Source organism: Acidovorax sp., from assembly GCF_046294525.1.
GTDB lineage: Bacteria > Pseudomonadota > Gammaproteobacteria > Burkholderiales > Burkholderiaceae_C > Acidovorax.
Map to the genome: position 1 here is coordinate 88683 of NZ_JBKBKQ010000005.1, position 26277 is coordinate 114959.

Sequence of the window (26277 nt, forward strand, 5' to 3'; positions counted from 1 at the left end):
CCGCGGTTAGGCCACGTAGCACAGCACTTCGCCGCCGACACCGGTAGCGCGCGCCTTGCGATCGGTCATCACACCCTTGGGGGTTGTGACAATAGCCACACCCAGGCCGTTCATGACTTGGGGGATGGAATCATGGCCCTTGTAAACACGCAGACCAGGACGGCTGACACGCTCGATGCGCTCAATCACGGGGCGGCCTGCGTAGTACTTCAGGGCGATTTCGAGTTCGGACTTGCCGGCTTCGGTCTTGACCTGAAAGCCGTCGATATAACCTTCGTCCTTCAGCACTTGGGCGATGGCAACCTTCACTTTGGAAGAAGGCACCAGCACCGTGGCCTTGGAGACCATCTGTGCGTTACGGATGCGGGTCAGCAAGTCAGCGATGGGATCACTCATGCTCATGTTTAATCTCTCCTGCCTGCTTACCAGCTGGCCTTGGTGACACCGGGGATGTCGCCTGCAAAAGCCAGTTCACGGATCTTGGCGCGGGCCAGACCGAATTGACGGAAGGTACCGCGTGGGCGACCGGTGATTTCGCAACGGTTGCGCTGACGCGTGGGGTTTGCGTTGCGCGGGAGCTTTTGCAGGCCCAGGCGGGCTGCGTCACGCTCTTCGTCGCTGCGCTTGGCATCACCGGCGATTGCCTTCAGTTCCGCGTACTTGGCGGCGTACTTGGCGGCCAGTTTTTCGCGCTTCAGTTCGCGCTGGATCAAAGCTACTTTAGCCATACCCTGCCTCAGTTCTTGAAGGGGAAACGGAAACCGGCGAGAAGCGCCTTGGCTTCTTCATCGGACTTGGCCGTCGTGGTGATGCTGATATTGAGACCGCGCAGTGCGTCGACCTTGTCGTACTCAATTTCAGGGAAGATGATCTGTTCTTTGACGCCGATGTTGTAGTTGCCACGGCCGTCAAAAGCGCGACCGGAGATACCACGGAAGTCACGGACGCGGGGCAGTGCCACGGTCACGAAACGGTCCAGGAACTCATACATCTGCACGCCACGCAGCGTCACCATGCAACCGATGGCCTGGCCTTCGCGGATCTTGAAACCGGCGATAGCCTTCTTGGCCTTGGTCACCACGGGCTTCTGACCAGCGATCTTGGTCAGGTCGGCCACAGCGTTGTCCATCACCTTCTTGTCCGAGACTGCCTCGCTCACGCCCATATTCAGCGTGATCTTGGTCAGACGGGGAACCTGCATCGGCGAGGTGTAACCGAACTGCTTCGTCAGTTCGGGAGCGATCTTGTCGCGGTAGATTTCTTGGAGTCGTGCCATGTTTACCCCTTAGGCCGCCTTGATTTCAGCGCCGCTGGACTTGAACACGCGAACGCGTGTGCCGTCAGCCTGCACCTTGATGCCCACGCGATCAGCCTTGCCGGTGGCGGCATTGAAGATGGCCACGTTGGACTGGTGAATCGGCATAGCCTTTTCGATGATGCCGCCGGTCGTGCCCTTCATGGGGTTTGGCTTGGCATGCTTCTTAACCAGGTTGATACCGTCGATGACGAGGTGGGAGTCATCCTTGCGCAGCGTGACGGTGCCACGCTTGCCCTTGTCACGGCCGGTCAGCACGATGACTTCGTCGCCCTTGCGAATCTTGTTCATGGCGCGTCCTTAGAGAACTTCAGGAGCCAGGGACACGATCTTCATGAACTTCTCGGTACGCAGTTCACGCGTCACAGGTCCAAAGATGCGGGTGCCGATGGGCTCCAACTTTGCATTCAGCAACACGGCTGCGTTGCCATCGAATTTGACGAGCGAGCCATCGCCACGACGAATACCCTTCGCCGTGCGAACCACCACTGCGCTGTAAACCTCGCCTTTTTTGACGCGGCCACGTGGAGCGGCTTCTTTGATGCTCACCTTGATGATGTCGCCAACGCTTGCATAGCGACGCTTCGAGCCACCCAGCACCTTGATGCAAAGGACGGACTTGGCGCCGGTATTGTCGGCAACCTCTAACCGAGATTCTGTCTGGATCATTTCAATATTCCCAACTTGCACCAGAAGACAACAGCCCCAGAGAACTTCTCAAGGGCTGCAAATCAGCCAGTCAGTCTTGGGCCCGTCGTCCGCACCGCAAACCATTTGCAGCACTTCCCGCTGGGCAGAAACTTCACGCATGAAACGCGAAGCCCTCGATTATTGCCAAAAGCTTTGGCAAAGTCAAGTGGCTTGTATGCGCCTGTGACGCCGACGGCTCACACAGGCACCTGCAGGTACTGTTGCGCCAGCGCCAGGAAGGCGTCCAGCTGCGGGTCGGCCCCCAACTCTTCGCGCAGGATGTCCGCGACGGCCGGGGCCAGCGCAATAGCCTGGCGCGCATCGAGGAAGAGCAGGCGCGAACGGCGGGCCAGCACGTCTTCCACCGTGCAGGCGTACTCGTGGCGTGCTGCAAAGCGCACCATGGCGGCGGTCAGCCCGCTGCCCAGGGGCGTATCAGCGCCCGGCGTGGCCTGCACCGCCGGGGCATCGCTGCCATACGAGTGCAGCCCCGGGGCGTCGCTGATGCGGTGATGTACCGGGCCCGCGGGGGCACCCACCAACGGCAGCTGGTTGGTCACGCCCGCCGACTTGGACGGGAGCAACCCGACATTGAAGCATTTTTGCAACACGTCCTCCGCCATGGCGCGGTAGGTGGTCCACTTGCCGCCCGTCACGGTGATAAGGCCGCTCTTGCTGGCCAGCACCGTGTGTTCGCGACTGATCTTCTTGGTATTGTCACCATCGTCGTCCTGCGGTTTTACCAGAGGGCGCAGGCCGACCCAGATGCTGCGGATGTCTTCCACCCGGGGGGCGCGGGTCAGGTAGCGGGCGGATTCGCCGAGGATGAAACGGACCTCTTCGCCGAAAGGCGCTGGCTCGCGCACGATGTCCTGGCGGGGGCTGTCCGTGGTGCCCAGGATGAGCTTGCCCAGCCAGGGCACGGCAAACAGCACGCGCCCATCAGCGGTCTTGGGCACCATCAGCGCGTGGTCGGAGGGCAAAAACTCGCGATCCACCACGATGTGCACGCCCTGGCTGGGCGCCACAATGGGCTTCACGGGCCGGCCGATGGCCTCGCCGTCCATCTGGCGCAAGCTGTCCACCCACACGCCGGTGGCGTTCACCACCGCGCGGGCGTGCACACTGAACTGCTGGCCGGTGGCTTGGTCCTCGCACACCAGGCCGGCCACCTTGCCGCCTTCGTGGATGAGGGAACGCGCGGGGCAGTAGTTGACCAGCAACGCGCCTCGGCTGGCGGCAGTCCGCGCCAGCGCCAGGGCCAGCCGCGCGTCGTCAAACTGCCCGTCCCAGTATTTGACTCCGCCCTTGAGCCCTTCGGTGCGAGCGGTGGGCAGGCACTGCAGCGTGCGGGCGCGGCCGAGAAACTCGGTAGCGCCCAGGCCGGCCTTTCCGGCCAGCGCGTCGTACATCTTGAGGCCGATGCCGTAGAAGGGCGTCTCCCACACGTGGTACGACGGCATGACGAACGGCAGGGGTTGCGCCAGATGGGGGGCGTTGTTCAGCAGGGTGGTGCGCTCGTGCAGGGCTTCGCGTACCAAGGCGATGTTGCCCTGGGCCAAGTAGCGAACGCCGCCGTGCACCAGCTTGGTGGCGCGCGAGGAGGTCCCCTTGGCAAAGTCGTGCGAATCCACCAGCACCACGCTGAAACCACGCGCGGCCGCATCCAGCGCCACCCCCAGGCCTGTCGCCCCCCCGCCGATCACGGCAAGGTCGTAGGTGTGGGGCTGGGCCAGGCGGGCCAGCAGGTCGGCGCGCCGGGTAGGAAGGGGGGCAGAAACAGAAGCAGAAACTGGGGTCATGGGGGGATTGTCCATGGGCGGAGCAAGAATTTAAGGGTTTACCCTTGAATTCTTGACATTTCCGGGGGACCCGCTGCAGAAGCGGGGCTGCCTCCGGTACGGATTGGAGCGAAAAAGGCAGCCAGGAACCTTGTGGGCCCGGGCTGCCAGAGAACCGTCACAGAGCGACAGCTAGCTTGAAAGGACGGGACTCAGCGCACCTTGCCATCCTTCCAGGCCTGCAGCAGCTTGTCATAGGCAATGGTTTCGCCCTTGGGCTTTTCGTTGGCCAGCTTGGCCCACGGGGCCTGCTTGTCCGACAGCCACTTCTTGGGGTCTTCCTTCTTGTTGAGCTTGGGCGCGCAGTGGGCCATGCCGGCACGCTCCAGGCGGGCCATCACCTGGTCCATTTCGTCGGCCAGCGTGTCCATGGCACCTTGGGGCGTCTTTTCACCGGTCACAGCCTGGGCCACGTTCTTCCACCACAGCTGGGCCAGCTTGGGGTAGTCAGGAACGTTGGTACCGGTGGGCGACCATGCCACGCGGGCGGGGCTGCGGTAGAACTCGACCAGGCCACCCAGCTTGGGTGCAGCGTCGGTCATGGCCTTGGACTGGATGTCGCTCTCGCGGATCGGCGTCAGGCCCACCAGGGTCTTCTTGAGCGAGGTGGTCTTGGCCGTCACGAACTGGGCATAGAGCCAGGCGGCGGCCGTCTTGTTGGCGTCGTGGTCCTTGAAGAAGGTCCAACTGCCCACGTCCTGGTAGCCGTTTTGCATGCCCTGCTTCCAGTAGGGGCCGTTGGGGCCGGGGGCCATGCGCCACTTGGGCGTGCCGTCTGCGTTCACCACGGGCAGGCCGGGCTTGGTCATGTCGGCGGTGAAGGCGGTGTACCAGAAAATCTGCTGCGCGATCTGGCCCTGGGCGGGCACGGGGCCGGCCTCGCCGAAGGTCATGCCGGTGGCTTCCTTGGGCGCGTACTTCTTCATCCAGTCCACGTACTTGGTGAGGGCGTACACGGCAGCGGGCGAGTTGGTGGCACCACCGCGGGCCACCGATGCTCCCACAGGCGTGCACTTGTCGTCGGCCACGCGGATGCCCCATTCGTCAATCGGCAGACCGTTGGGCGCGCCGATGTCCGCTGTACCGGCCATGGACAGCCAGGCGTCGGTGAAGCGCCAGCCCAGCGACGGGTCCTTCTTGCCGTAGTCCATGTGGCCGTAGATGGCCTTGCCGTCGATGATCTTAACGTCGTTGGTGAAGAACTCGGCGATGTCTTCATACGCAGACCAGTTCAGCGGCACGCCCAGGTCGTAGCCGTACTTGGCCTTGAACTTGTCCTTGATGTCCTTGCGGTCAAACAGGTCGGCGCGGAACCAGTACAGGTTGGCGAATTGCTGGTCGGGCAACTGGTAGAGCTTGCCATCCGGCGCCGTGGTGAACTTGGTGCCGATGTAGTCCTTGATGTCGATGCCGGGGTTGGTCCACTCCTTGCCGTTGCCGCTCATGTAGTCGGTCAGGTTCAGGACCTTGCCGTAGCGGTAGTGGGTGCCGATCAGGTCCGAGTCGCTGATCCAGCCGTCATAAATGGACTTGCCCGACTGCATGGAGGTCTGCAGCTTCTCGACCACGTCGCCTTCCTGGATCAGGTCGTGCTTGACCTTGATGCCGGTGATTTCCTCGAAGGCCTTGGCCAGGGTCTTGGATTCGTATTCGTGCGTGGTGATGGTTTCCGAGACGACGGAGATCTCCTTTACGCCCTTGGCCTGGAGCTTCTTGGCGGTGTCGATGAACCACTTCATCTCGGCCATCTGCTGGTCTTTGCTCAGCGTGGATGGCTGGAACTCGCTATCGATCCACTTCTTGGCCTCGGCCTCGCCGGCCCAGGCAGCCTGCCCCATTGCCAGGGCCGCGGCGGCGAAAGCGATCGCCTTGAACTGCATCTTCATTGCTGTCTCCTCAGATGGAAACCCCCTTGGGTAGAACAACACCAGCCCCGGGGGAAATAGGGCTGGCGCTTGAAACTCATCAAAAACAGTAGCTGCCAGCGCTTGCTGCTTCTTGCATTGAGATGGTTTTTTGGCCTAAACGCTGATTCATCAAGCGCTACCAGCTATCTTTTTGATACCAACGTCAACCCTTGCGCATGATCAGCGCCAGCAGCGCCATCGACAGCACAAAGCTGATCCAGATCGACGGGTCGGACTCCAGGCTGAACCACTGGGCCAGCTTGCCGCTGATGCCCACAAAAATGAGGTTCACATAGGCTGCGGACAGCAACCCGATGAACAGCCGGTCGCCACGCGTGGTGGCCAGCGGCAAGAACCCCTTGCGCAGGGTGGTGGGCGACTTGATCTCCCACACCGTCATGCCGATCAGCATGAGCACGATGCAGACAAAAAAGACCGCCACGGGCAGTGTCCAGGCCATCCAGTCAAACATGTCGACGTCTCCTCACACTCTTCCCATCGCGAAACCCTTCGCGATGTAGTGCCGTACAAACCAGATCACGATCGCGCCGGGCACGATGGTCAGCACGCCAGCGGCGGCGAGCGTGGCCCAGTCCATGCCGCTCGCGCTCACCGTGCGCGTCATCGTGGCCACGATGGGCTTGGCATTCACGCTGGTGAGCGTGCGGGCCAGCAGCAGCTCCACCCAGCTGAACATGAAGCAGAAGAACGCCGCCACGCCCACGCCGGCCTTGATGAGCGGCAGGAAGATGGTGAGGAAAAAGCGCGGGAAGCTGTAGCCGTCGATGTAGGCGGTCTCGTCGATCTCGCGCGGGATGCCACTCATGAAGCCTTCCAGAATCCACACCGCCAGGGGCACGTTGAACAAGAGGTGCGCCAGCGCCACGGCGATGTGCGTGTCCATCAGCCCCACGGTGGTGTACAGCTGGAAGAACGGCAGCAAAAACACGGCCGGTGGCGTCATGCGGTTGGTCAGCAGCCAGAAGAACACGTGCTTGTCGCCCAAAAACTGGTAGCGGCTGAACGCGTACGCGGCCGGCAGCGCCACGGTGAGCGAGATCACCGTGTTGATGGCCACGTAGATCAGGCTGTTGATGTACCCCGAATACCAGGACGCGTCGGTGAAGATGGTCTGGTAGTTGGCCCAGGTGAAGTTCTGCGGCCACAGCGAGAAGCTCGACAGGATCTCGTCGTTGGTCTTGAAGCTCATGTTGACCATCCAGTAGATGGGCAACACGGCGAAGACCAGGTAGGCGATCAGGAACAGCGTGCGTTTCTGGAAGCGGCGCTCGTTATTCATGGCCACCCTCCTTTTCGGCAGTGCCCACGCGCTGCATCCAGTTGTAGAGGATGAAGCACAGCAGCAGGATGATGAAGAAATAGATCAGCGAGAAGGCGGCCGCCGGCCCCAGGTCGAACTGGCCCACGGCCTTCTGCGTGAGGTACTGGCTGAGGAAGGTGGTGGCATTGCCCGGCCCGCCACCGGTCAGCACGAAGGGCTCGGTGTAGATCATGAAGCTGTCCATGAAGCGCAGCAGCACGGCAATCATCAGCACGCCGCGCATCTTGGGCAGCTGGATGTAGCGGAACACGGCGAACTTGCTGGCACCGTCGATGCGCGCGGCCTGGTAGTACGCGTCCGGAATGCTGCGCAGACCGGCAAACGCCAGCAGCGCCACCAGCGGCGTCCAGTGCCACACGTCCATCAGCAGCACGGTAAGCCAGGCCTGCGTGGCGTTGCCGGTGTAGCTGTAGTCAATGCCCAGCTCCTGCAGCGCGCGGCCCATGAGGCCGATGTCGGCACGGCCATAGATCTGCCAGATGGTGCCCACCACGTTCCACGGGATCAGCAGCGACAGCGCCACCACCACCAGCACGGCGGACGACTTCCAGCCCTGCGCGGGCATGGACAGCGCGAGCAGGATGCCCAGCGGAATCTCCACCGCCAGCACGGCCAGCGAGAAGGTCAGCTGGCGCCACAGCGCGGCGTGCAGCTCCTCGTCGCGCATCACGGCGGCAAACCATTCGGTGCCCACGAACACGCGGCGCTCGGGGCTGATGATGTCCTGCACCGAGTAGTTCACCACCGTCATCAGCGGCAGGATGGCCGAGAAGGCCACGCACACAATCACGGGCAGGATCAGGAACCAGGCTTTCTGGTTCACCGGTTTGGTTGTCGAACTCATGTCCGTTCTCCACACAGTGGCGATTCACCGACGGCATCTGCACCGGGCATGGTGTCGTCGGGGCGATGCCCTGCAAGGGCCACCCCGCAGCAAAGGGCGTCGTCCCCCTCGCAGCGGCTCAGAGGGTGGGCCGTCATGCCACGAGCTCCTCGTTCTGATAGAAGCAGGTGTGCTCCCCCAGCACCTGCAGCCAGACCATGCCGCCCACCGGGGGCACCTGGCGCGTGTCGGGGCTCAGGCGCGCCTTGAGCGTGTGCTCGCCCACCTTGGCGGTCAGCATGAGGTAGGTGCCAATGTCCTGCACCTGCGCCACCGTGCAGGGCAATGCGCCGGGCTGCTGCGGCTGTGCCAGGGCGAGGTATTCGGGCCGGATGCCGACCTTGAGCGCGCCCTCGGGCAGCGGGCGCCCGGGAGGTGCTGCCGGGCCGGCCAACGCTTGGCCTGCCACCTCCAGCGCCCCGCCCTGCACCTGCGCAGGCAGGAAGTTCATGCCCGGCGAGCCGATGAAATGCCCCACAAAGGTGTGCTGCGGGCGCTCGAACAGCGCGTCGGCCGAGCCCACCTGCACGGCCTTGCCGCGCGTCATCACCACCACCTGGTCGGCAAAGGTCAGGGCCTCCACCTGGTCGTGCGTCACGTAGATCAGCGTGAGCTTGAGTTCGTGGTGGATCTGCTTGAGCTTGCGCCGCAGCTGCCACTTGAGGTGCGGGTCGATCACGGTGAGCGGCTCGTCGAACAGCACGGCCGCCACGTCCGAGCGCACCAGGCCGCGGCCCAGCGAGATCTTCTGCTTCTGGTCGGCCGACAGGCCCGCAGCGCGCATGTTGAGCTGGTGGCTCATCTCCAGCATTTCGGCGATGGCGCCCACGCGCTGTTTGATCTGCGCCTCGGGCACCTTGCGGTTCTTCAGCGGGAACGCCAGGTTCTCGGCCACCGTCATGGTGTCGTAGATCACCGGAAACTGGAACACCTGGGCGATGTTGCGGTCCTGCGGCGTGGCGCGCGTCACGTCGCGGCCGTCAAACAGCACCTTACCGTGCGACGGCACCAGCAGGCCCGACATGATGTTGAGCATGGTGGTCTTGCCGCAGCCCGAGGGGCCCAGCAGCGCATACGCGCCGCCGTCCTCGAACTCCATCTTCAAAGGCAGCAGCGCGTAGTCACTGTCCTGCTGCGGGTGGGGCTTGTACGAATGCGCGAGGTCCAGACTGATGCGGGCCATCTCAGCGCCCTCCTTGTTCGGCCGCGGCAGGGCGTGCGGGCGCCCACACCAGACGGTCGTCGGCGCCAAACACAAAGGCCTGCGCCGGGTCCAGGTGCAGCGCCAGCGGCGTGCCCAGTTCAAAGTAATGCACGCCGGTGAGCTGCGCCACCAGTTCGCCCCAGGGCGTGTCCACGTGCACAAAGGTGTCGGAGCCCGAGATTTCGGCCAGCTCCACCACGCCGCTCACACTCACATCGCCGGGCCGGGCCTGCTCGCGCAGTGCGCTCGCACGGATGCCCACGGTGACGCTGCCCGCGGCCGTGCCCTGCGGCAGCGCAATGGGAAGCACCGCGCCGCCCTGCAGCTGCACGTCCTGGGCGGTCATGGTCGCGGCGACCAGATTCATCGGCGGGTCGCTGAAGGCGCGCGCCACGCGCAGCGAATTGGGCGCGTGAAACACCTCGGCCGTGGGGCCATACTGCAGCAGCCGGCCCTCGTCCAGCACGGCCGTGTAGCCGCCCAGCAGCAGGGCCTCGCCCGGCTCGGTGGTGGCATAGACCACGGTGGACTGGCCGGCGGCAAACAGCTGGGTCAGCTCTTCGCGCAGTTCCTCGCGCAGCTTGTAGTCGAGGTTCACCAGGGGCTCGTCCAGCAGCATCAGCGGCGCGCCCTTGGCCAGGGCGCGGGCCAGCGCCACGCGCTGCTGCTGGCCGCCCGACAGCTCGGCCGGGTAGCGGTCCAGGAACATGTCGATGTGCAGGCGGCTGGCGATCTCGCGCACGCGGGCGTCGATGTTCTTTTCGCCGCGCAACTTCAACGGCGACGCAATGTTGGCCGCCACCTTCATCGAGGGGTAGTTGATGAACTGCTGGTACACCATGGCCACATTGCGCTCGCGCACGGGCATGCCGGTCACATCCACCCCATCGACCTTGACAGTGCCCGTGGTGGGCACATCCAGCCCCGCCATGATGCGCATCAGGCTGGTCTTGCCCGCCTGGGTCGCCCCCAGCAACACCGTCACGGCATTGGGCTGCAGCGACAGGTTCATGTCGTACAGCCAGGTCTGCGCCCCCACCTTCTTGCTGATGCTGTCCAATGCCAGCTGCATCACGCAACCTTTCTTTGTTGCCCCAAGGGCCTGATGAATGGGCGCTCGCAGCCTGTCCAATGCCGCAGCTCCCAAATTTTCGATTGCGTTCATTTTTGTTCTTTTTTGATCGTTTCGAATTAAGGTTAACCCTTAACAGGTTCCTTTTCGTTCGATTTAAAGTTGCCTCACTCCCCAACCAATTAATACGCGTGAATACGAATCCCCGACAACTGCTGCTGCTCGAAGAAGTGCGCGCGCGCAAGTCCGCCACGGTGGAACAGCTCGCCGACACCCTGGGGGTCACGTTGCAGACGGTGCGCCGCGACGTGCAGCGCCTGGCCGAATCGGGCCTGCTGACGCGCTTTCACGGCGGCGTGCGCGTGCCCAGCTCCACGGTGGAGAACCTGGCGCACACCCAGCGCGAAACGCTCCATGCCGAAGGCAAGGCGCGCATTGCGCGCGCCGTGGCCGAGCAGGTGCCCAACGACTGCTCGCTGATCCTGAACATCGGCACCACCACCGAGGCCATCGCCAAGGCGCTGCTGCACCACCGGGGCCTGCGCGTGATCACCAACAACCTGAATGTGGCCGCCATCCTGAGCGGCAACCCCGAGTGCGAGGTCATCGTGGCGGGCGGCGTGGTGCGCGCGCGCGACCGGGGCATCGTGGGCGAGGCGGCGGTGGACTTCATCCGCCAGTTCAAGGTGGACATTGCGCTCATCGGCATCTCGGGCATCGAGCCGGACGGCTCGCTGCGCGACTTCGACTACCGCGAAGTGAAGGTGGCGCAGACCATCATTGCCCAGTCGCGCGAGGTGTGGCTGGCCGCCGACCACAGCAAGTTCAACCGGCCAGCGATGGTGCAGCTGGCAACGCTGGGCCAGATCGGAAGGCTGTTCACCGATGCGCCGCCGCCCGAGCCTTTCCCTGCCCTGCTGCAGGACGCCGGCGTGATCTGCACCGTGGCCCAGTAGCTTCCCCTATCCTTCGTCCCCATGACCTACCTGCTCGCACTCGACCAAGGCACCTCCAGCTCCCGCAGCATCGTGTTCGACGAACGCGGCCACATCGTGGCGCAGGCGCAGCAGGAGCTGCCGCAGATCTACCCCCAGCCCGGCTGGGTGGAACACGACCCGCTGGAAATCTGGCGCACCCAGCTGGCCACCGCGCGCTATGCGCTGGCCCAGGCCGGCATTGCCGCCAACGCCCTGCGCGCCGTGGGCATCACCAACCAGCGCGAGACCACCGTGCTGTGGAACCGAAAGACCGGCCAGCCCGTGCACCACGCCATCGTGTGGCAGGACCGGCGCGCCGAGCCCGCCTGCGCCCAGCTGCGCGAGCAGGGCCACGCCGGCACCATCCAGGCCAAGACGGGCCTGCTGATCGACGCCTACTTCTCGGGCACCAAGCTGCAGTGGCTGCTGGACCACGTGCCGGGCGCGCGCGAAGCCGCCGAGCGTGGCGAGCTGGCCTTTGGCACGGTGGACAGCTGGCTGATGTGGCAGCTCACCCACGGCCAGCGGCACGTGACGGACGTAAGCAACGCCTCGCGCACCATGCTGTTCAACGTGCACACCAACCAGTGGGACGACGATCTGCTGGCGCTGCTGCGCATTCCCAAATCGCTGATGCCCGAGGTGTTGCCCTCCAGCGCGCACTTCTGCGACATCAATCCGGACCTGCTGGGCCACGGCATCCGGGTGGGCGGCGTGGCGGGCGACCAGCAAAGCGCGCTGTTCGGCCAGGCCTGCTTCACGGCCGGCATGGCCAAGAACACGTATGGCACGGGCTGCTTCATGCTGATGCACACGGGCGGCGCGTTCCAGACTTCGCAAAACGGCCTGCTCACCACCAGCGCAGCGCAGGTTTCCGCATCCCCGGAATTCGCCATGGAAGGCAGCGTGTTCGTGGGCGGCGCCGTGGTGCAGTGGCTGCGCGACGGCCTGCGCGCCATCACCAACAGCAGCGAGGTCGAGTCGCTGGCCCAAAGCGTGCCGGATTCGGGCGGCGTGATGATGGTGCCCGCCTTCACCGGCCTGGGCGCGCCGTACTGGAAGCCCGACTCGCGCGGCACCATCACCGGCCTCACGCGCGGTACCACCATTGCCCACATTGCCCGCGCCGCGCTGGAAAGCATTGCCTACCAGAGCGCCGCCCTGCTGCAGGCCATGAGCCGCGACGCCGTGGCCGCCGGCGGCGCCCCGGTGAGCGAGCTGCGGGTGGACGGCGGCGCCTGCGTGAACGATCTGCTCATGCAGTTCCAGGCGGACCTGCTGGGCATCCCGGTAGTGCGGCCGGCCGTCATCGAGACCACAGCCCTGGGCGCCGCCTACCTCGCCGGCCTGTCGAGCGGCGTGTACGCCAGCACCGCCGAGCTGTCCCAGCTGTGGCGCGCCGACCGGCGCTTTGTGCCCACGCTGGGCAACGCGCGGGCGCAGGAGCTGATGGCGAACTGGGAACGCGCCGTGCGCCAGACCACGGCGGAATGACACCCGCAGTAGCGCAGCTTGCGGCCCATGAGAGCTGCGCGCAGTGACGCCCGCAGCCCGCAAGCCCCGCGGTGCGGGCGCTACCATCAGGACCCCTGACCGTTGTCTGCCGTTCCCCACGCACCATGAGCACCCTTGCCGCTACCTCCTCCCTCCCCACCGTCGCCTTCATCGGGGGCGGCAACATGGCCAGCGCCATCATTGGCGGGCTGATCCGCCAGGGCCACCCCGTCGGCCAGATCGAAGTGGTCGAGCCCTATGCACCCACGCGCGAGGCGCTGCTGCGCAACTACGGCCTTACCGCGTTGCCCGAGGCCGGCCCCGCCCTGCAGCGCGCGCGCATCGTGGTCTGGGCCGTCAAGCCACAAACCTTCAAGGACGCCGCCGCGCAGGCCCGCGCCCACACGGCCGATGCGCTGCACCTGAGCGTGGCCGCCGGCATCCGCTCGGACAGCCTTGCGCAGTGGCTGGGCAGCGAGCGCATCGTGCGCACCATGCCCAACACGCCAGCCCTGGTGGGCAAGGGCATGAGCGCAATCTATGCCCGCCCCGCAGTGAGCGCGGAGGAACGCACGCAGGTCGAAGCCATCCTGGCCAGCACGGGCGAATTCTTATGGGTCGACGCCGAAAAGCAGCTCGATGCCGTGACGGCGCTGTCGGGCTCGGGCCCGGCCTATGTCTTTTACTTCCTGGAGGCCATGACCCGCGCGGGCACGGCCATGGGGCTGAGTTCCCAGCAGGCGCACCAGCTGGCCGTGGGCACCTTTGTGGGCGCATCGGAGCTGGCGCGCCGCTCCGACGAGCCCCCGGCCGTGCTGCGCGAGCGCGTCACATCGAAAGGTGGCACCACCTACGCAGCCCTTACGTCGCTTGAGCGCGACGCTGTGGGGGAGTCCTTTGTCCGGGCCATGCAGGCAGCGCAGCAGCGGGCGGAGGAGCTGGGCGATGAGTTTGGGAACTGATTTAAAGCGCCATCGCTTATCAGAAAAGGGGCGGCAGCTATCTTTTTTGCAGCATACTACCCACTGCACTCGGCTCACTCATATTTTCAGCATTAACTTATAAATTTAATGCTGTTACATCTTCTCGCATGCCTGCCTAGACTGGGCGCGGAGGTTTTTCACCCGGACAACAGCTGCTGCGTCATCCGAGAACCGCCTTTTGAATCAGCCACTCATGTTGGCGTGTTCAAAAGTCTGGCGGGTTTGCGCATTTTTCGGATGAAAAACCATTTTGGAATGGATCCGCCATTCACCCACCAGACCCGAGGTATCACATGAAACCACGAAACTCCCCTTCTCAGGACACGCTCTTTCAGGTCTTTGGGCAGCGCGTCGCGTTGTGCGGCGCGCTGGCGCTTCTGGCGCCCACGGTGGTCATGGCGCAGGCCGCCACGCCGCTTTCGCAGCAGCAAGTGAAGCTGCTGTCGGCCTCGTGCGCCAACTGCCATGGCACGGACGGCGGCTTCCAGGGGCCGATTCCCGCGATTGCGGGGCGCCCCGCCGATGTGCTGTCCACGCAACTGCTCAACTTCAAGCACCGAGCACCCGCGGGCACCACGGTGATGGACCGCATCGCCAAGGGCTACACCGACGAGGAGCTGCGTGCGCTGGCCTCGCATTTCTCATCGATCCGCAAGCCGTGAAGGGGGGCGACCATGCACGACGACAACAACACCCAGAGCAACAACACCCGCTTTGAAATTGCGCCCTCCCGCCGACTGTTTCTGCAGGGCCTGGGCGCTGCGTCCGTGCTGCCCGTGCTGGCCGCTTGCTCGACCCCCACGATAGGCCGAGCCCCTGCGGGCCGGGTGGTGGTGGTAGGCGGTGGCTTTGGCGGCGCCACAGCCGCCAAGTACATCAAACGTGCCAACCCCGCCGTGGACGTGGTGCTGGTAGAGCCCAGCAAGCGCTTTCACACCTGCCCCATGTCCAACCTGGTGCTGGCTGGCGAACGCACGCTGGACTCCGTCTCCCACGGGTATGACGAGCTGCAGGGCACCTATGGCGTGCGCGTGGTGCACGCGCTGGCCGAAGATGTGAACCCGACAGCGCGCACCGTGCGGCTTTCCACGGGCACCACACTGCAATACGACCGCCTGTTGCTGTCGCCTGGCATCGACTTTCGCTGGAACGCGATCGAGGGCTACGACGAACGCGCGGCAGAGCTGGCGCCCCACGCCTGGCGGGCCGGGCCACAGACTACGCTGCTGCGCCGGCAGCTTGAAAGCATCGAGGATGGTGGTGTGTTCGTGCTGAGCGTGCCCCCCGATCCGTTCCGCTGCCCGCCTGGCCCCTACGAGCGGGCCAGCCTGATTGCGCACTACTTCAGCCGCCACAAGCCGCGCTCCAAGGTGCTGATCCTGGACGCCAAGGACAACTTCTCCAAGCAGGGCCTGTTCCAGGCGGCGTGGAAAAAACTCTACGGCGACCGCATCGAATGGGTGGGCCTGTCCAAGGACGGGCGCGTGGTGCGCGTGGACGCTGCGCGGCGTGAAGTGCAGACCGAGTTTGGCACCCGCCACAAGGCGGCCGTGCTGAACGTGGTGCCGCCGCAAAAGGCCGGTTTCATTGCCGACCGCGCAGGTGTGACCGACCCGTCGGGCTGGGTGCCGGTCAACCCCAACACCTTCGAGTCGCGGCTGCAAAAGGACATCTATGTGGTGGGCGACGCCACCATTGCCGCGCCCATGCCCAAGTCGGGCTTTACGGCCAATGCCCAGGCCAAGGTTGCTGCGGCGGCCATCGTGGCCTCGCTGGAGGGCAGTGCACCGGCCCAGGCCATCTGGGTGAACACCTGCTACAGCCTGGCCGCACCCGACTACGGCGTGACCGTGGCGGGGGTGTACCGCGTTGAGAACGACAAGATCATCACCGTGCCCAACTCGGGGGGCCTGAGCGGTGCCACTGCCGATGACGGCATCCGCCGCGCTGAAGCTGCCTACGCACACGGCTGGTACCAGGCGATCAGCCAGGACACGTGGGGCACGCCGCGGCCCGCGTGACGCCGCGATGATTGACTGGAACGCCATCGTCGCTGGGCAGCGTGAAGCCTGGGTGCTGGGAGCCACGGCCGCGCTGGGCCTGGCTTTTGGCGTGCTGGCGCAAGGCAGCCGGTTCTGTTTTCTGCGGGCGTTGCAGGCCGCCTTTGCGCGCACCCAGCCTGGCCCCTTGCGCCTGTTCGCGGTGGCCATGGCCACGGCGCTGGTAGGCAGCCAGTGGTTGGCTGGCGCCGCCGATGTGAACCTGGGACAGTCGCTTTACGCACAAAGCCGGCTGTCGCTCGTCGCACTGCTGCTGGGCGGCCTGCTGTTTGGCTACGGCATGGCGCTGGCCAATGCCTGCGGTGCACGCAGCCTGGTGCTACTGGGAAGTGGCAACCTGCGCTCGTTGGTCACGCTGTTGTGCCTGGCGGTGGGTGCGGCTGCCACGCTCTCGGGCGTGCTCGCGCCGCTGCGCATTCGCCTGACCGAAGCCACCCAGACCGAACTGCCTGCCGCCACCCTGCCCGCCCTGATCGCCTGGCTGTTACCGCTGTCTCAGCCCGTGCCTGCCGCAGCTTGGCGCTGGGCCTGCGTGGTGCTGCTGCTGGCTGCCTTGCTGGGCTGGGCGCTGACGCGGCGTTCCGTGCCCACTTCAACGACGGCCACCGCCGCCGCCCCGCTCAGCGCCCCAGCTTCGCCCGCGCGCGCGCTGCTGCCGGGCGTGCTGATCGGTCTGCTGGTACCGCTGGGATGGTGGATCACCGGCCGCCTGGGCGCCGACGACTTCGAGCCGCTGCCGCTGGGTTCGCTGACCTTCGTGGCCCCCGTGGCGCAGAGCCTGCAGTACCTGCAGCTGTCCACAGGCATTGGCGCCAGCACCGGCGCTGTGCTGTGTGCTGGCGTGCTGGTGGGCGCACTGGCCAGCGCTCTGGTGCGACGCGAGTTCCAGTGGCAGGGCTTCACCACCGCGGCGCAGACGGGCCGCTCCATCGTCGGTGGCACGCTCATGGGCGTGGGCGGGGTGCTGGCGCTGGGCTGCTCCATCGGACAGGGCTTGACCGGGTTTTCGACGCTGGCGCTGAGCACCTACCCCGCGCTGGCGGGCATCGTGGGGGGCGCCTGGCTGGCGTGGCGCACCTCAGCCCGTGAAGGACAATAACGCGATGCACCGACGAAACTGCCTTTTGACCCTGGGCGCGCTGCTGGCCGCACGCACCGCCAGCGCCCAGGACGCCGCCGCTTTTACCCCTGCGCAGCAACTGCTGCGCGGGCGCAACCTTCAGGGCACAGGCCTGGAACTGGATCTGCCCGCGCTGTCGGAAAACGGCGGCGCCGTGCCACTGTCTGTGGCCTTTCGCGGCACACCGCCCGCTGGCGAGACGGTGGTGGCCATCCACCTTCTGGCCACGCGCAACCCCAACCCGGGCTTGCTGAGCTTTGAGCTGCCGGGCGACCGGGTGCTGCCCGACTTTGCCACGCGCGTGCGGCTGGCCGAGAGCCAGACGGTGATCGCCGTGGCGCTGGGCAGCAAGAACAGTGCATGGGTGACTCAGCGCAGGGTGCAGGTCACCGTCAGCGGCTGCCTGGGCGCTGGCGAGACAACGCCGAACGAGGGCATGCGCAGCCCCCGCATTGCCCTGGCCAAAAACGCCAAGGCGGGTGGCCCCATTGAGGTCAAGGCGCTGGTGCAGCACCCCATGGAAACCGGTCTGCGCCCTGGCACCGACGGCAAGCCCTTGCCGCAAAACCTGGTGCGCGACTTCACGTTGCGCCTGGGCGAGCGCGCCGCACTGACCGCCCGTTTCCAGACCGGGACTTCCGAAAACCCCTACCTGCGTTTTTTGCTGCCGCCGCCCGCCGCCGCAGAACCTGCCGTCTTCATCTGGACGGACCAGAACGGCCGCACGCTGCGCGAAGAACGGCCATTGCCGGTGTGAGGCCCAGCGGACCGATCAGAGGCAGGCACCAAACCCATCGCCTGCACGGAACGCCGCATGCAACAAGCCTTCTGAAAAAGACACCGTCCGAACGGTTGGGGCAAGAGCCCAAGCCATGACATTTCAAACCAAATTGCCTTCTAGCGCTTATCCAGCAAGCGCTAGCAGCTATCAATTCATGAGTAACTGCCGTAGCAGATAGCTGCCCGCAATGCCCGCAAACACTGTGGCGCCCAGCCAGTGGTTGACGCGGAACGCTGTAAAGCAGCCCTCGCGCGTGCGGGTGCGGATGAGTGAAAAATGCCAGGCTGCCTGGGCCAGGGCGGCTATTAACGCTACATAAAAAATAGCGCCTAGCGCATACGGAGCAAGCGCTACCGCCCAAGTACCGATGAAAAGCAAGTAGAACAGCACGATGCCTGCCACATCGAACCGCCCCAGCGTGATGGCCGAGGTCTTGATGCCGATCTTGAGGTCGTCGTCGCGGTCCACCATGGCGTATTCGGTGTCGTAGGCCAGCACCCAGAACAGGTTGCCCAGCCACATCCACCAGGCCACAGCCGGCACGCTGCCCTGCACGGCGGCAAAGGCAATCACGATGCCGAAGTTGAACGCGATGCCCAGCACCGCCTGCGGCATGGCGATGATGCGCTTGGTGAAGGGGTAGGCGATGGCCACCAGCAGCGCGGGCACGGACCAGGCCACGGCAGCCGCATTGGTGGTCAGCACCAGGCCAAAGGCCAGCAGCGCCAGCACCGCGCCCAGGCCCAGCGCCTCCTTCACGCTCACCGCGCCCGTGGTCACAGGCCGCTGCGCGGTGCGCTTGACGTGCTTGTCGAAGTCCCGGTCGGCCACGTCGTTTACGCAGCAGCCTGCGCTGCGCATGAGGATGGTGCCCAGCACGAACACAATGAGCAGGTGCCAGCCCGGAAAGCCCTCAGCCGCGATCCACAGCGCGCTCAGCGTGGGCCACAGGCACACCAGCCAGCCGGCGGGGCGGTCCCAGCGGATGAGGTCCAGGTACAGGGCGAAGCGGCTGGTCGGCGAGGCGAAAGACATGGCGGGAACAAGAAAAGGGCAAGGCGGGGCGCCCGCGAGGCTTGTGGGGCGCACCGAATGTAGCAGCCCCCGCCGCCTGCAAGACGCGGCATCGGCTGACGTACAAATGGCAACAAACCCGGTAGAGTCGCGCGGTCTTCCACACCCTACGCCCCGCCGCATGACTGCATCTTCCAGCAGCCCCCAAGCCGCTCTCCGCTTTGCCATCCCCTGGACCGTGCTTGCGGGCTTTGTGGTGGCGGCCCTGGCCACCCTGATCATTGCCATCGTCAACTTCCGCTCTGCCGAAACGCGCACCGCCGCCGTGCGGGCCATGGACCGGACCACGCTCGCCATGCGCGAGCTGAACCTGTTCAATTCGGCCATGAAGGACGCGGAAACCGGCCAGCGCGGCTATCTGCTGACGGGGGACGGTGCCTACCTGCAGCCCTACGAATTGGCGGTGGCGTCGCTGAACAAGCACATGGAAAGCCTCAAGGCCAGCTCGGCGGAGTACCCCGTCCACCGGCAGTTGGTCACGCAGCTGGACGATCTCTCCCAGCAGAAGCTGCGGGAGCTGAATGAAACCATCGCGTTGCGCAGGAACGGCGACATCGTGGGGTCCATGGCACTGGTGCACAGCGGTGCGGGCAAGGACATCATGGACCGCATGCGCAATGTGATGGACAACCTGCGCACCCAACAGAACACGCAGCTGGAGGAACGCCGCGCGCAGTGGGTGAACGCGGCCTCCAACTCCAATCTGTACTCCAGCACCGGCTCCGTGGTGCTGCTGGTTCTGATCTGCCTTTCGGCCGCGCTGACGTCGCGCGAATACCGGGCCAAGGCCAGCCAGTCCTGGGTGTCTGCCGGTCTCACCGGGCTGGGCCAGCGCCTGCAGGGCGACCACCGGCTGGAAGACCTGGGCGAGCTGGCGCTGGAATACCTTGCTACCTACCTCAAGGCCCAGGTGGGTGCCGGGTATGTGGCCGACCGCAACGGGAGCTTCACGCTGTTTGGCGGCTACGCGCTGCCCCGCGAGCGGCTGACCGAAACCCTGCTCAGCGGTGAAGGCCTGGTGGGGCAGGCCGCACGGTCGCGCCAGCTGATGCATGTGCGCGACGTGCCGCCGGGCTATTTGCCGGTGTCGTCCAGCACCGGGCAGGCCAGCCCGGCCGAGCTGCTGTTGGCCCCCGCCATCGAGAACCGCGAGGTGTATGCCGTGATCGAGCTGGGCTTCAACCGCCCGGTGACCGAGGCCGAGCGCAGCCTGATGGAGCGCGCGTCCGAGATGCTGGCCGTGGCCATCCGCTCGGGCATCGACCGCAGCCGCCTGCAGAGCCTGCTGGAGGAAACCCAGCGCCAGTCCGAAGAACTGCAGACGCAGCAGGAAGAGCTGCGCGTAAGCAACGAAGAGCTGGAGCAGCAAAGCCGCATCTTGCAGGAGTCGCAGGCCCAGATGGAAGTGGCCCAGACCGAGCTGGAGCAGACCAACGCCCACCTGGAAGAGCAGACCCAGCAGCTGGAATACCAGCGCGAACAGTTGCTGCGCGCCCAGAGCGCCATGACCGACAAGACGCGCGAGTTGGAGCAGGCCAGCCAGTACAAGAGCGAGTTCCTGGCCAACATGAGCCACGAGCTGCGCACGCCGCTCAACTCCACCCTCATCCTGGCCAAGCTGCTGGCCGACAACAAGCCCGGCAACCTGAGCGGCGACCAGGTCAAGTACGCCGAAACCATCTACGCGGCCGGCAACGATCTGCTCGCGCTAATCAATGACATCCTCGACCTCGCCAAGATCGAGGCCGGGCAGGCCACGGTGTCGGTGGAGCCGGTGGACATTGGCCAGGCGCTGCAGGCGCTGATCGACCCGCTGCGTCCCTTGGCCCAGGAAAAGCGCCTTGCGCTGTCCGCCACCGTGGCGCCCGACGTGCCCGCCAGCATGGTGACGGACCCGCTGCGCCTGGGCCAGGTGCTCAAGAACCTGCTGTCTAACGCGCTCAAGTTCACCGAAAAGGGCTCGGTGGCGCTGCACGTCTCCCGCAACCCGGACGACACGCTGTCGTTTGCGGTCAAGGACACGGGCATCGGCATTCCGGACCACCAGCAAGAACTGATTTTCGAAGCCTTCCGCCAGGCCGACGGCAGCACGCACCGCAAATACGGCGGAACGGGTCTGGGCCTGTCCATTTCGCGGGACCTGGCGCATTTGCTGGGCGGATCGATCACGGTGCACAGCACGCCCGGCGAGGGCAGCGTGTTCACCCTGGTGCTGCCGCAGCGCATCGAAGACTCACACCCTGGCGACAACGAGGGCGACCGCGGCCACGATGGCACGCCGGCCGCAGAGCGCCCCACAGCAGCTTCCACCGCGCCGCCCCGCGCCACTGCCAGCGTCCCGCAGCCCCCGCCGCCTGCCCCGATGGCCCCTGCCGAGGCCGCCCTGCAGGCGTCCGCACGTGCCGCCTTGGATGCCGCAGCCGAGTCGATGCCCAAGCGCGCCGGCGCGCGCAGCATCCTCGTGATCGAGGACGACGAGCGTTTTGCCCACATCCTGTGCGACCTAGCGCGGGAAATGGAATTTGAATGCCACCTGGCCCACAACGCGGCCGATGGCCTGGCCTTTGCCATGCACAGCCTGCCCAGCGCCATCGTGCTGGACATCAACCTGCCCGATTTCTCGGGCCTGGGCGTGCTGGACCAGCTCAAGCGCAACCCGGCCACGCGGCACATCCCAGTGCATGTGGTGTCGGTGGCCGACTATTCGCAGGAGGCCCTGGGGCGTGGCGCCGTGGGCTATGCGCTCAAGCCCGTCAAACGCGACGAGCTGGTGCAGGCGCTGCAGCGGCTCGAAGCCAAATTCACCCAGGACCTGCGCCGCGTGCTGGTGGTGGAAGACGACGAACGCCAGCGCGACAGCGTGCGCCATCTGCTGAGCAGCGACGATGTGGAGATCGTCTGCGCGGGTACGGCCGGGGCGGCGCTGGATCACCTGCGCAGCTCCACCTTCGACTGCATGGTGATGGACCTGAACCTGCCCGACTTCAGCGGCTACGAGCTGCTGCAACAGATGACGGACCAGGACGGGGTCTCCTTCCCGCCCGTCATCGTGTACACCGGCCGGGCGCTGTCGCGCGATGAGGAGATGCAGTTGCGGCGCTTCTCCAAGTCCATCATCCTGAAGGACGCACGCTCGCCCGAGCGGCTGCTGGACGAAGTCACGCTGTTCCTGCACCAGGTGGAGTCCGAGCTGTCGGCCGAGCACCGCAAGATGCTGCAGGTGGCACGCAGCCGCGAGTCCGTGCTGGAGGGCCGCACCGTGCTGGTGGTGGAGGACGACGTGCGCAACGTGTTCGCGCTGTCCAGCATCCTGGAGCCCACAGGCATCCGCGTGGAGATTGCGCGCAACGGCCGAGAGGCGCTGGATGTGCTGGCCCGCGCCGGCAATCCCGACGGGCACCCCGTGGACCTGGTGCTGATGGACATCATGATGCCGGAGATGGACGGCTACACCGCCATGCGCGCCATCCGCAGCCAGCCCGAATGGCGCCGCCTTCCCATCATCGCCCTGACTGCCAAGGCCATGAAAGACGACCAGGAGAAGTGCCTGGCCGCCGGTGCCAACGACTACATCGCCAAGCCGCTGGATGTGGAAAAGCTGCTCTCCCTGGTGCGGGTGTGGATGCCCAAGTAGACAGGATCACGCCGCCGTCACTCCACCATGTCCCACCGCAAAGCCCGCACCGCCGACATCGAGCAGCGCCTGCTGATCGATGCCATCTTCCACCGCTACCACTACGACTTCCGCGGCTATGCGCAGGCGTCGCTCAAGCGGCGGCTGGGCACCGCGCTGCTGCACTTTGACTGCGCCACGATCTCACAGCTGCAAGACAAGGTGTTGCACGACCCGGCGGTGTTCCCCGCGCTGCTCGAATACCTCACGGTGCAGGTGAGCGACATGTTCCGCGACCCGAGCTACTTCCAAGCGCTGCGCAGCGAGGTGGTGCCGCTGTTGCGCACGTATCCCTCGCTCAAGATCTGGGTGGCAGGGTGCAGTGCGGGCGAGGAGGTGTATTCACTGGCCATCCTGCTGCACGAGGAAGGGCTGCTGGAGCGCACGCTGATCTACGCCACCGACATCAACCCGCACGCCTTGCGCGCGGCCGAATCTGGCGTTTTCGACGTGGCGCGCGTAGCGGCGTTTACCGAGAACCACAGCCGCTCGGGCGCGCGCACCTCGCTGTCGGACTACTACACCGCGCGCTATGGCCGGGTGGTGTTTCACAAGGCGCTGCGCGACCACATGGTGTTCTCGGACCACAGTCTGGCCACCGACAGCGTGTTCGCGGAGATGCATTTCGTATCGTGCCGCAATGTACTGATCTATTTTGAGCGCGATCTGCAGAACCGCGCTTTGGGCCTGTTCCGCGACTCGCTGTGCCACCGGGGCTTCCTGGGTCTGGGCTCGAAAGAGTCGCTGCGGTTTTCGGCGCATGCCGATGCGTTCGACGACTTTGTGCTGGAAGACCGCATCTACCGCAAGAAGGCGGGCCTGTGATGCCGAACACCCCCCGCACCACCGCACCGCTTGCCGCTCCAGCCCACCCAACGAACGGGTATGACGCCGTCGTGGTCGGGGGGTCGTCGGGCGGCATCGACGCGCTGATCCACATCCTGCCCGCCCTGCCCGCCAGCCTGCGTGTGCCTGTGCTGGTGGTGGTGCACCTTCCGCGCGATCGGCCCAGCCTGCTGGCGGACATCTTCAGAGCGCGCTGCCGGCTGCCCCTGCGCGAGGCGCAGGACCAGGAGCCTCTGGCTGCCGGCACCGTGTACTTTGCCCCGCCGGACTACCACCTGCTGGTGGACCAGGGGCCGCGCCTGGCCCTGTCGGTGGATGCGCTGGAGCATTTTTCGCGCCCGTCCATCGACGTGCTGTTCGAGTCCGCCGCCGACCAGTATGGTGAACGCCTGCTGGGCGTCCTGCTGTCTGGCGCCAACGAGGACGGAGCCCGCGGCATGCAGGCCATTGCCGCCAGCGGCGGGCTGGCGGTGGTGCAAGACCCCGCCAGTGCCGCTGTACCCACCATGCCGCGGGCCGCGCTGGCGCGCACGGCGGCGCACCACACGCTGCCGCCGCCCGACATTGCCGCACTGCTGCTAAGACTTCATCAGGAGGGCCTGCTGTGATACCTTGCCCCCTTCCATCGCCACCACCCGCCGTTGCCTCCGCCTCTCCGCCCATGCCACAGACCGACCGCATCAAATGCCTGCTTGTCGATGACGTTCAGGAAAACCTGGTCGCCCTAGAGGCCCTGCTGCAGCGCGACGGGTTGGAGATCCTGAAGGCCCAGTCGGGCCAGGAAGCGCTGGAGCTACTGCTCACCCACTCCGACGTGGCGCTGGCGCTGCTGGATGTGCAGATGCCCGAGATGAACGGATTTGAGCTGGCCGAGTTGATCCGGGGCAGCGAGCGCACGCGTCATATCCCGCTGATCTTCATGACCGCGGGCTCGCGCGAGCAGAACTGGCAGTTCCGGGGCTACGAAAGTGGCGCCGTGGACTTTCTGTACAAACCCATCGACCCGCACATGCTGGTCACCAAAGCAAGCGTATTTTTCGAGCTGCAGCGCCGCAAGCAAGTCCAGGCGCAGGAGCTGAAAGAGCGCACGGAGGCGCTGCGCATCAACGAGATGTTCATGGCGGTGCTGAGCCACGACCTGCGCACGCCGCTCATGTCGATCACCGCTGCCGCCACGGTGCTCAAGCGCCAGCCCGATCCTGACAAGGTGAGCACCATGGCCGACCGGGTACTGGCCAGCAGCCAGCGCATGGGCCGCATGATCGAAGATCTGCTGGATGTGACCCGTATCCGCCAGGCCGGCGGCATGCACCTGCAGTTGCGCCCCACCCAGTTGCAGACCCTGGTGCAGCGCGCGCTGGACGAGGTCCAGACGAGCTTCCCGGACCGGGCCATTTCTTCCGTCGTGCAGGGTGATTTGGCTGGCGTATGGGATGAAGACCGGCTGTGCCAGGTGGTGTCCAACCTGGTCGGCAACGCCATGCACCACGGCTGCCCCACTGAACCAGTGCTGGTGGTCGCGGACGGCACCCACGCCAACACGGTCAGCGTGACGGTGGCGAACGGCGGCACCATTGCGCCAGATCTCCTGCCCCATCTGTTCACCCCCTTCAGGGGCCGCGACCGCGAGCCCGGGCGCCACCAGGGCCTGGGGCTGGGGCTGTTCATTGCCCACCAGATCGTGATCGCCCACCGGGGGCGCATTCAGGTGCAGTCGGAGGATGGCACCACCCGCTTCACCGTGGAACTGCCCAGGGTGTCACCTGCGCCTGCGCAGCCGCCTGGGCGCTGACACGCTAAAACCACTGGCTGGAGGCGGATCCAGCGCCGCTGGGACGGGGAGTGAGTGAAGTTTTTTTTGGGGGGGTGGAGGGCAGCCCGTGGATTGAGACCCGCTGCTGCCCCAGCTCGCATCAGGCGGGGCGCTGGGCCACCGCCTCCCGTATGGAGCCCAGCAGGGCTTCCAGGTCTTCCAGCTCAAAGGGCTTGAGCAGGGTGCGCACGTTGGGGCCCCAGGATCCGGGGTAGGTCCCCAGTTCATAACCGGAACACAGCACGATCCAGCGCAGCGGGTCTTCGGCCAGCAGCTTGCGGGCCAAGTCCGTACCCGAAAGACCGGGCAAGCTCACATCAGAAACCAGCAGGTCAAAAGCCTGCGCCGCATCCAGTTCCAGCGCTTCTTCGGCCGTCGCGCAGGAGGTGACAGTCTGGCCATCGCCCTCCATGAGCAGGCCGATGGTTTCGCGCAGCTCCGGGTTGTCTTCAACGTACAGAATTCGCATACATCACGCAATTGGACGGACCTGCTGGGCAAGGCGCCACCATGGCACCCGCCGCCAAAACCCGGATCATCGTTACAAACGCATGCACACCTTGTAGGACAACAAGCAATCCGAACGGCGGCGCTGGCCTGCATACCCATGGCGGGCCCACGCGGCGGGAATGCGGTCATTCCTCCAGCAGCGAGCGCAGCATCCAGGCCGTCTGCTCATGCACCGTCAGGCGCTGGGTCAGCAGGTCGGCCGTGGGTTCATCACTGGCTTTGTCCGCCAGCGGGAAAAGGCTGCGCGCGGTGCGCGCCACGGCCTCATGACCCTCCACCAACACGCGCACCATCTCCAGCGCCTTGGGGGGCTGGGCCGGTGCATCGGGCACGGTGGCCAGCTTGCCGAACTCGGCGTACGAACCCGGTGCCACATGGCCCAGCGAACGGATGCGCTCGGCGATCGGGTCCACGGCATTCCACAGCTCGGTGTACTGCGCCATGAACATGGTGTGCAGCGTGTTGAACATCGGGCCCGTCACGTTCCAGTGGAAGTTGTGGGTGGTGAGGTACAGCGTGTAGGTGTCGGCCAGCAGGCGCGACAGGCCCTGCGCAATCGCTGCGCGGTCCTTGTCGCTAATGCCGATGTTGATGCGGGGTGCGGAGGGGGTCTTCGAGGCTTTGGCCATGGGATGCTCCTGAAGTGAAGGAAAGAGAACCGAGGAAGAAGAACAACAACAACAAAAACGATA

The 26277-nt window shown here is 65.5% G+C and carries 26 protein-coding genes; 11 read left to right on the forward strand and 15 right to left on the reverse strand.

What is annotated here, in order from left to right:
- Positions 1-6 precede the first annotated feature (6 nt).
- The 12 genes from rpsH to ACK4HJ_RS07650 all read right to left on the reverse strand — a co-directional run bounded on the left by rpsH (position 7) and on the right by ACK4HJ_RS07650 (position 10254).
- Complete coding sequence (gene rpsH / locus ACK4HJ_RS07595; protein ID WP_409829465.1) at positions 7-402, reverse strand: 30S ribosomal protein S8; 396 nt, start codon at positions 400-402, stop codon at positions 7-9.
- 20 nt (positions 403-422) lie between these two features.
- Positions 423-728 carry a 30S ribosomal protein S14 gene (gene rpsN / locus ACK4HJ_RS07600; RefSeq protein WP_005793633.1) on the reverse strand — a complete coding sequence of 102 codons (306 nt, stop codon included), beginning with the start codon at positions 726-728 and terminating at the stop codon, positions 423-425.
- 8 nt (positions 729-736) lie between these two features.
- Positions 737-1276, reverse strand: a complete 540-nt coding sequence (rplE, locus tag ACK4HJ_RS07605; protein ID WP_005793632.1) for a 50S ribosomal protein L5 — start codon at positions 1274-1276, stop codon at positions 737-739.
- A gap of 9 nt (positions 1277-1285) precedes the next feature.
- On the reverse strand, positions 1286-1606 hold the full coding sequence (gene rplX, locus ACK4HJ_RS07610) for a 50S ribosomal protein L24 (protein ID WP_060987447.1): 321 nt from the start codon (positions 1604-1606) through the stop codon (positions 1286-1288).
- A 9-nt stretch (positions 1607-1615) separates the two neighbouring features.
- Entirely contained in the window at positions 1616-1984 is a 369-nt protein-coding gene (rplN, locus tag ACK4HJ_RS07615) for a 50S ribosomal protein L14 (RefSeq protein WP_007861702.1), read from the reverse strand.
- Positions 1985-2202: 218 nt separating this feature from the next.
- The gene (locus ACK4HJ_RS07620; RefSeq protein WP_409829469.1) at positions 2203-3807 is read right to left on the reverse strand and encodes an FAD-dependent oxidoreductase; all 1605 of its coding nucleotides are present in this window, start codon (positions 3805-3807) and stop codon (positions 2203-2205) included.
- Positions 3808-3998: 191 nt separating this feature from the next.
- A complete protein-coding gene (locus ACK4HJ_RS07625; protein WP_409829472.1) occupies positions 3999-5732 on the reverse strand; it encodes an ABC transporter substrate-binding protein in 1734 nt (577 codons plus the stop codon).
- A 184-nt stretch (positions 5733-5916) separates the two neighbouring features.
- A complete protein-coding gene (locus tag ACK4HJ_RS07630) occupies positions 5917-6225 on the reverse strand; it encodes a DUF2160 domain-containing protein (RefSeq protein WP_409829475.1) in 309 nt (102 codons plus the stop codon).
- A 12-nt stretch (positions 6226-6237) separates the two neighbouring features.
- Positions 6238-7053, reverse strand: a complete 816-nt coding sequence (locus tag ACK4HJ_RS07635; protein WP_409829478.1) for a carbohydrate ABC transporter permease — start codon at positions 7051-7053, stop codon at positions 6238-6240.
- Positions 7046-7939 carry a carbohydrate ABC transporter permease gene (locus ACK4HJ_RS07640; protein ID WP_409829481.1) on the reverse strand — a complete coding sequence of 298 codons (894 nt, stop codon included), beginning with the start codon at positions 7937-7939 and terminating at the stop codon, positions 7046-7048. Before ACK4HJ_RS07640 ends, ACK4HJ_RS07635 begins: the two co-directional genes overlap by 8 nt.
- Positions 7940-8072: 133 nt before the next feature.
- Positions 8073-9161 (reverse strand): ABC transporter ATP-binding protein, encoded by a 1089-nt coding sequence (locus ACK4HJ_RS07645; protein ID WP_409829484.1) that lies wholly within the window; start codon positions 9159-9161, stop codon positions 8073-8075.
- A gap of 1 nt (position 9162) precedes the next feature.
- Complete coding sequence (locus ACK4HJ_RS07650; protein ID WP_409829487.1) at positions 9163-10254, reverse strand: ABC transporter ATP-binding protein; 1092 nt, start codon at positions 10252-10254, stop codon at positions 9163-9165.
- A 191-nt stretch (positions 10255-10445) separates the two neighbouring features.
- On the opposite strand from ACK4HJ_RS07650, the gene ACK4HJ_RS07655 reads away from it, so the two are divergent.
- From ACK4HJ_RS07655 to ACK4HJ_RS07685, 7 genes are all read left to right on the forward strand, one after another.
- A complete protein-coding gene (locus ACK4HJ_RS07655) occupies positions 10446-11210 on the forward strand; it encodes a DeoR/GlpR family DNA-binding transcription regulator (protein ID WP_409829490.1) in 765 nt (254 codons plus the stop codon).
- A gap of 21 nt (positions 11211-11231) precedes the next feature.
- Positions 11232-12725, forward strand: a complete 1494-nt coding sequence (gene glpK / locus ACK4HJ_RS07660) for a glycerol kinase GlpK (RefSeq protein WP_409829493.1) — start codon at positions 11232-11234, stop codon at positions 12723-12725.
- A 125-nt stretch (positions 12726-12850) separates the two neighbouring features.
- The gene (gene proC, locus ACK4HJ_RS07665) at positions 12851-13687 is read left to right on the forward strand and encodes a pyrroline-5-carboxylate reductase (protein WP_409829496.1); all 837 of its coding nucleotides are present in this window, start codon (positions 12851-12853) and stop codon (positions 13685-13687) included.
- A gap of 314 nt (positions 13688-14001) precedes the next feature.
- Entirely contained in the window at positions 14002-14370 is a 369-nt protein-coding gene (locus ACK4HJ_RS07670; RefSeq protein WP_409829498.1) for a c-type cytochrome, read from the forward strand.
- Between the two features lie 12 nt (positions 14371-14382).
- Positions 14383-15729 carry an NAD(P)/FAD-dependent oxidoreductase gene (locus ACK4HJ_RS07675; RefSeq protein WP_409829501.1) on the forward strand — a complete coding sequence of 449 codons (1347 nt, stop codon included), beginning with the start codon at positions 14383-14385 and terminating at the stop codon, positions 15727-15729.
- A 7-nt stretch (positions 15730-15736) separates the two neighbouring features.
- The gene (locus tag ACK4HJ_RS07680) at positions 15737-16867 is read left to right on the forward strand and encodes a YeeE/YedE family protein (RefSeq protein WP_409829504.1); all 1131 of its coding nucleotides are present in this window, start codon (positions 15737-15739) and stop codon (positions 16865-16867) included.
- 4 nt (positions 16868-16871) lie between these two features.
- On the forward strand, positions 16872-17645 hold the full coding sequence (locus tag ACK4HJ_RS07685) for a thiosulfate oxidation carrier protein SoxY (RefSeq protein WP_409829506.1): 774 nt from the start codon (positions 16872-16874) through the stop codon (positions 17643-17645).
- Between the two features lie 171 nt (positions 17646-17816).
- On the opposite strand, the gene ubiA is transcribed toward ACK4HJ_RS07685, so the two are convergent.
- Positions 17817-18704: a 4-hydroxybenzoate octaprenyltransferase gene (gene ubiA, locus ACK4HJ_RS07690; RefSeq protein ID WP_409829509.1), complete on the reverse strand. Its 888-nt coding sequence runs from the start codon at positions 18702-18704 to the stop codon at positions 17817-17819.
- 160 nt (positions 18705-18864) lie between these two features.
- Here ubiA and ACK4HJ_RS07695 point away from each other — a divergent pair, with 160 nt between their 5' ends.
- Genes ACK4HJ_RS07695 through ACK4HJ_RS07710 form a run of 4 tightly spaced genes read left to right on the forward strand, consistent with a single transcriptional unit; the run spans position 18865 to position 25054 of the window.
- Complete coding sequence (locus ACK4HJ_RS07695) at positions 18865-22377, forward strand: response regulator (RefSeq protein ID WP_409829512.1); 3513 nt, start codon at positions 18865-18867, stop codon at positions 22375-22377.
- Between the two features lie 27 nt (positions 22378-22404).
- Positions 22405-23241 (forward strand): CheR family methyltransferase, encoded by an 837-nt coding sequence (locus ACK4HJ_RS07700; RefSeq protein WP_409829515.1) that lies wholly within the window; start codon positions 22405-22407, stop codon positions 23239-23241.
- Entirely contained in the window at positions 23241-23870 is a 630-nt protein-coding gene (locus ACK4HJ_RS07705; protein WP_409829517.1) for a chemotaxis protein CheB, read from the forward strand. The genes ACK4HJ_RS07700 and ACK4HJ_RS07705 overlap by 1 nt, the downstream gene beginning before the upstream one ends.
- Positions 23871-23923: 53 nt before the next feature.
- Positions 23924-25054 carry a response regulator gene (locus tag ACK4HJ_RS07710; RefSeq protein WP_409829520.1) on the forward strand — a complete coding sequence of 377 codons (1131 nt, stop codon included), beginning with the start codon at positions 23924-23926 and terminating at the stop codon, positions 25052-25054.
- 121 nt (positions 25055-25175) lie between these two features.
- Here the strand turns inward: ACK4HJ_RS07710 and ACK4HJ_RS07715 are convergent, their stop codons facing one another.
- Both ACK4HJ_RS07715 and ACK4HJ_RS07720 read right to left on the reverse strand, forming a co-directional pair.
- Positions 25176-25544, reverse strand: a complete 369-nt coding sequence (locus tag ACK4HJ_RS07715) for a response regulator (RefSeq protein ID WP_409829523.1) — start codon at positions 25542-25544, stop codon at positions 25176-25178.
- 166 nt (positions 25545-25710) lie between these two features.
- Positions 25711-26214, reverse strand: coding sequence for a Dps family protein (locus tag ACK4HJ_RS07720; protein ID WP_409829525.1), 504 nt, complete (start codon positions 26212-26214; stop codon positions 25711-25713).
- Positions 26215-26277 lie beyond the last annotated feature (63 nt).

Bases quoted from the DNA above. Each gene is read 5' to 3' on its own strand.
- rpsH (WP_409829465.1), bottom strand. From the start codon at position 402: ATGAGCATGAGTGATCCCATCGCTGACTTGCTGACCCGCATCCGTAAC.
- rpsN (WP_005793633.1), bottom strand. From the start codon at position 728: ATGGCTAAAGTAGCTTTGATCCAGCGCGAACTGAAGCGCGAAAAACTG.
- rplE (WP_005793632.1), bottom strand. From the start codon at position 1,276: ATGGCACGACTCCAAGAAATCTACCGCGACAAGATCGCTCCCGAACTG.
- rplX (WP_060987447.1), bottom strand. From the start codon at position 1,606: ATGAACAAGATTCGCAAGGGCGACGAAGTCATCGTGCTGACCGGCCGT.
- rplN (WP_007861702.1), bottom strand. From the start codon at position 1,984: ATGATCCAGACAGAATCTCGGTTAGAGGTTGCCGACAATACCGGCGCC.
- ACK4HJ_RS07620 (WP_409829469.1), bottom strand. From the start codon at position 3,807: ATGACCCCAGTTTCTGCTTCTGTTTCTGCCCCCCTTCCTACCCGGCGC.
- ACK4HJ_RS07625 (WP_409829472.1), bottom strand. From the start codon at position 5,732: ATGAAGATGCAGTTCAAGGCGATCGCTTTCGCCGCCGCGGCCCTGGCA.
- ACK4HJ_RS07630 (WP_409829475.1), bottom strand. From the start codon at position 6,225: ATGTTTGACTGGATGGCCTGGACACTGCCCGTGGCGGTCTTTTTTGTC.
- ACK4HJ_RS07635 (WP_409829478.1), bottom strand. From the start codon at position 7,053: ATGAATAACGAGCGCCGCTTCCAGAAACGCACGCTGTTCCTGATCGCC.
- ACK4HJ_RS07640 (WP_409829481.1), bottom strand. From the start codon at position 7,939: ATGAGTTCGACAACCAAACCGGTGAACCAGAAAGCCTGGTTCCTGATC.
- ACK4HJ_RS07645 (WP_409829484.1), bottom strand. From the start codon at position 9,161: ATGGCCCGCATCAGTCTGGACCTCGCGCATTCGTACAAGCCCCACCCG.
- ACK4HJ_RS07650 (WP_409829487.1), bottom strand. From the start codon at position 10,254: ATGCAGCTGGCATTGGACAGCATCAGCAAGAAGGTGGGGGCGCAGACC.
- glpK (WP_409829493.1), top strand. From the start codon at position 11,232: ATGACCTACCTGCTCGCACTCGACCAAGGCACCTCCAGCTCCCGCAGC.
- proC (WP_409829496.1), top strand. From the start codon at position 12,851: ATGAGCACCCTTGCCGCTACCTCCTCCCTCCCCACCGTCGCCTTCATC.
- ACK4HJ_RS07670 (WP_409829498.1), top strand. From the start codon at position 14,002: ATGAAACCACGAAACTCCCCTTCTCAGGACACGCTCTTTCAGGTCTTT.
- ACK4HJ_RS07675 (WP_409829501.1), top strand. From the start codon at position 14,383: ATGCACGACGACAACAACACCCAGAGCAACAACACCCGCTTTGAAATT.
- ACK4HJ_RS07680 (WP_409829504.1), top strand. From the start codon at position 15,737: ATGATTGACTGGAACGCCATCGTCGCTGGGCAGCGTGAAGCCTGGGTG.
- ACK4HJ_RS07685 (WP_409829506.1), top strand. From the start codon at position 16,872: ATGCACCGACGAAACTGCCTTTTGACCCTGGGCGCGCTGCTGGCCGCA.
- ubiA (WP_409829509.1), bottom strand. From the start codon at position 18,704: ATGTCTTTCGCCTCGCCGACCAGCCGCTTCGCCCTGTACCTGGACCTC.
- ACK4HJ_RS07695 (WP_409829512.1), top strand. From the start codon at position 18,865: ATGACTGCATCTTCCAGCAGCCCCCAAGCCGCTCTCCGCTTTGCCATC.
- ACK4HJ_RS07700 (WP_409829515.1), top strand. From the start codon at position 22,405: ATGTCCCACCGCAAAGCCCGCACCGCCGACATCGAGCAGCGCCTGCTG.
- ACK4HJ_RS07705 (WP_409829517.1), top strand. From the start codon at position 23,241: ATGCCGAACACCCCCCGCACCACCGCACCGCTTGCCGCTCCAGCCCAC.
- ACK4HJ_RS07710 (WP_409829520.1), top strand. From the start codon at position 23,924: ATGCCACAGACCGACCGCATCAAATGCCTGCTTGTCGATGACGTTCAG.
- ACK4HJ_RS07715 (WP_409829523.1), bottom strand. From the start codon at position 25,544: ATGCGAATTCTGTACGTTGAAGACAACCCGGAGCTGCGCGAAACCATC.
- ACK4HJ_RS07720 (WP_409829525.1), bottom strand. From the start codon at position 26,214: ATGGCCAAAGCCTCGAAGACCCCCTCCGCACCCCGCATCAACATCGGC.